The organism is Mesorhizobium sp. M0159 (assembly GCF_040322295.1).
Lineage (GTDB): Bacteria > Pseudomonadota > Alphaproteobacteria > Rhizobiales > Rhizobiaceae > Mesorhizobium.
Genome location: NZ_JAMYTF010000116.1, coordinates 1 through 4,081 on the forward strand (window position 1 = coordinate 1; position 4,081 = coordinate 4,081).

Genomic DNA, 4,081 nt, shown 5'->3' on the forward strand with positions numbered 1-4,081 from the left:
TGCAACCATCCTTCAGTTCGAGTGGATACTGCAATGCCATTGGGATCACGCCCGCGCTGGCTGCAACGCTGGTGGAAGCATGGCACCAAGCCGGTCTGCCGCCATAGGAGTCTGTGCCAACAAGACCAAGATGTCTGGATTCGAGCAATTCGGGTTTGATAAACGCAGGCGCGCCGAGGGATATCCAGCGTGATCCGTTCGGCGCGATGCCGCCACCCGGCACGATTGTGTGGACATGGGGAGCGCGCCCCATCAGCATCTTCATCATCTTGAGCAACTCGTTGGCGGCACCAGGGTGCTCGGCATTCTTGTCCACATCGAAAGGATGTGCCTTCGTTCGAGCTTAGCGACAGGGCCGGTGCCATATTCGAGGCGAATGCGCTCGACCCTTGAACGTGTAACGCGACAAGCCTGGTATGCTTAAGCCCGAACCATGCCGGCGCGACCGGCAGCAGCCTGACTGATTCAGTCAATCTTTTCTGCAGGAGGCTCGGATGACGATAATCGTTGCAGTTTATAGGACGAAGAATGCTGAAGCCTTCAACCGATATTACTTTTCCCCCCACGTGCCATTGGCCAAAAGGACTCCCGGGCCTGCGGAAATATGAAGTGAGTTCAAGCCATGTTGGGCTGCCCATCGACCCGGGCGGTGTGCATCTCGTAGCGCTTCTCGAATTCGACAGCGCCGACGACATCCGTGCGACTTTGGGCACGCCCGAAGGTCAGGCGTCGCAAGCGATCTCGCAAATTTGCCGATCGCGGTGTTGACCTGATAGTCTTAGACATCAGACCGGTTTGATCTGAAGGCACTCTGCACTGTGTTCGACTCCCGGCAACCGGAGGGCCAGCCAAATGGACAGCATCTCGTCGCGGGCCGCGTGATCACCCCCAGCCGGTTCTTGCCGGCGGTCGAATGGTTCTTCGGCGTCAGCCCCAGCCACGCCGCGAAGTCGCGTCCCGAGCCGAACGCTGTCGCATCAGTGACCTTGACGCCGAGCAGGCTCGCCACGACCGGCCCGACGCCGGGTATCGCAGCCAGCCGCTGCCCAGTCTCGTCCTTGCGGTGATGGGCCAACAGCTTCTTGTCGATTGCCGCGTATCGCGCGCACACCGCGCGGTATTCCTCGCCGAGCGTCTCAAGCAGTTCCTTTGCCAGCGCCGGCACCGTCGCGTCGCCGGCAATACGGGCCAGCAGTGGCTCGATGCGGACAAGGCCTTGTGCGGCCACCAGGCCGAATTCGGCTGCGTAGCCGCGGATCGTGTTGGAAAGCTGCGTGCGCCGCCGCACCAGCTACTCGCGCACTCCAAACAGCATCTGCGCCGCTTGCTGCTCGCCGCTCTTGACCCCAACAAAGCGTGTCCTGGGCAGGCTCATCGCCTCGCAGATTGCCTCGGCGTCAGCCGCGTCATGGCTTGCCGCGCCGCACATACGGCTTCACGTGCTGCGCCGCGATCAGCACCACCTCATGACCCAGCCCCGACAGCGTGCGCGCCCAGTAATGCGAGCCACCGCACGCCTCCAGCCCGATCCTCACCGGCGCAAGCTTGGCGAAGAACGGGACTACCGCCCGCCGTTGCAATTTACGCACCAGCACCGAACGCTCCGCAGCGTCGACACCATGCAGCTGAAAAACACTCTTGGACGTATCCATGCCAATACGGATAAGGTGTTCCACGGACGGCTCCCTTGTTTGAGATCTCAACGAACTCATTCTGGCACATCCGATGCCGTCGGGCGCCGTCCACCCCACCACGCCTCGAGCCCGGCCTGATCGACAACGTGATAGATCGCATTCGCCTCGCCTGGCAGCGCCTGGCTGAACTGGATGCGGATTTCGGGAGGAATAACCCCCGCGAGCATCTCGCGCCGCTCTTCCACGGCCATGTCACGCAGGTCGTGACCGTTGAGGTGCAGCAGGTCGAAGGCAACGAAATAGAGATCATGCTGGCGCCGCGTGCTCGCCTTGCGCAGCTCGGCGAAGTCGGACAGGCCCTTATCGTTGAGAACGATGATTTCGCCGTCGATGATGGCATTCTCGACGTCCAGCGTCTTGGCCATCGCGGAGAGGTCGCGGTATTTCGAAGTCCAGTCGAGGCCGCGGCGGGTGAAGATGCGAACGCCGCCCGCGTCGACGATGATCTGTGGGCGAACCTGCTTTTCCAAGGCTTCCTGAGCTTCGCGCTGCGTCTCCGTCGGCAAAGACCGGGCGAGCGCCTGGGAATTGTGCAAGGGTTTCACATGAGGCGAAACCGAGAAGACATACTGGACGATGACCCGATAACCTTGAAAGAGGCCGCAAGGAAGGCGCGTCAACACTCTACGCTACGATTGCTGGCCGCCCGTCGTCACGGCGCATATGCGACGTTCCGTTAGCCGCCGATCGCGTTCCTATCCACGACAATCGCGTGGTGGTACATTCGGTTGATTTGGCGAATGTTTTTTGTCGTCAACTCACCGGGAAACCGGGGAGGTGGTCATGAGAATTATTACCGCTCTAGCATGCGTCGCCCTCCTTGCAGGTTGCACAACGGCAGGCCCCCCAGGGCCCCAAGGGCCTGTCGGTCCACAAGGTCTTCCCGGCAAGCAGGGACCTAGAGGTGCAATGGGGGCTGAGGGTCCGGCGGGGAAGGACGGCGTCGGCGGTTGGGAAATCACCCAGTATGCAAGCGCGAGTGATACAAGCCCAGACAAATCCGCACAGGCTTGGTGTCCCAAGCCAAAAGTCGTCATAGGTGGCGGTGCCAGCGCGTCAAATTCAAATGCTCTAATTTCTAGGAGCTTGCCGGTTACTTCCCCAGCTCCAGGGTGGGTAGCACAAGCGCATATAGCCGCTACGTCCCCAAAAGCTTGGACGCTGACAGCATACGCCATTTGCGCGCTTGTCAAATAGTCGCGCTTGGCCGGGCCGGTGAACTTTGCGTTGTCGCGCCTTCGAGACACAAACGGCGTTCTAGTCTTCATCCCAAAAATCCTGCAGCGAGGCGTGCCGAAGGTCTTCCTCGCCCCTGAGATGCTTCACGCGGGCTTTGATCCCCGGCTTGACCCATTGCGCCGCTGGCCGCTTCATGCCCTTGGGCGGTGGCCCCGCATGTTCCTGGACCCGTTTCCATAGCCGCTCGCGGATCGCTCGGCTCGAATTGATGAAAGCAGGTCCGACATATTTGCGCGTGCCGATCTCGCCCATCAGGGCGAAGGCTGGCTTGCCCGCGTCGCGCTCGACGCCGAGCAGTTCATATTCGGCAACGGTGTAGCACTTCACTTTCAGCCAGTTGATCGACCGCCCGCTGCGATACTTGCTGCGACGGCGCTTGGAGACCATCCCCTCCAGACCGGCCTGATCAAGCAGATGAAAGATTGCCTTGGCTTCCCCCGGAAGAGCTTCACTGAATTGGATGCGACTTGCCGCGGGGATCAAGCCAACCAGCAGTTCGCGCCGATGTTCAAGGGGCACGTCGCGTAGGTCATGACCGTTGAGGTGCAGGAGATCGAAGGCGACGAAATAGAGGTCATGTTGGCGACGGGTAATCGCCTTCCGCAAAGCAGCGTAATCGGCGAGACCAGCTTCATTCGGAACGATGATTTCCCCATCGATGATGGCGCTGTCGACGACAAGTCCTTTGGCCATCTCGACCAGGTCGGGATACTTCGCCGTCCAGTCCATTCCGTTGCGCGTGAAGATGCGCGTGCCGGCTTCGTCGATGATGACCTGCGAGCGGTAGCCGTCGAACTTGACCTCGTGGATCCAGTCGCCTCCTTCCGGCGGCTTATCCACCAAGGTCGGCATCAACGGCTCTACAAACTGCAAAGGCATGAACGGCACTCACGAGACCGCCATTCAATCCTTTTGGTTATATTAGGTTCCGAAAATATATGGTGGGCAACAAATCCGCATGGACTGACGTTGCGCTTGATCCGATTGAGCAGAGAGGAGGATCAAATTCCACCCCCTGACGAGACCGACCGACGGTCCAGACAAATGTCGCCGTTGGGTCAATGAACGAACCCGCTCGCGGGAGGGGCGCGGGGTTTGAGGCGTGAGCTTCGTTGGCAGCGTCGGTGAGGCTTTAATCGATCAGGGGT

Annotated in this window: 2 protein-coding genes and 2 pseudogenes; all 4 read right to left on the reverse strand. The window is 60.3% G+C overall.

Annotated features, from left to right (window positions below):
* Positions 1-151: 151 nt before the first annotated feature.
* Positions 152-253: pseudogene (locus NKJ32_RS35705) on the reverse strand (transposase); the annotation flags it as partial.
* 621 nt (positions 254-874) lie between these two features.
* Positions 875-1,676: pseudogene (locus NKJ32_RS35130) on the reverse strand (IS110 family RNA-guided transposase); the annotation flags it as partial.
* A 32-nt stretch (positions 1,677-1,708) separates the two neighbouring features.
* Complete coding sequence (locus NKJ32_RS35135; protein ID WP_352785372.1) at positions 1,709-2,230, reverse strand: ATP-dependent DNA ligase; 522 nt, start codon at positions 2,228-2,230, stop codon at positions 1,709-1,711.
* A 721-nt stretch (positions 2,231-2,951) separates the two neighbouring features.
* Positions 2,952-3,812, reverse strand: a complete 861-nt coding sequence (locus NKJ32_RS35140) for an ATP-dependent DNA ligase (protein ID WP_352785369.1) — start codon at positions 3,810-3,812, stop codon at positions 2,952-2,954.
* Between the last annotated feature and the right edge of the window lie 269 nt (positions 3,813-4,081).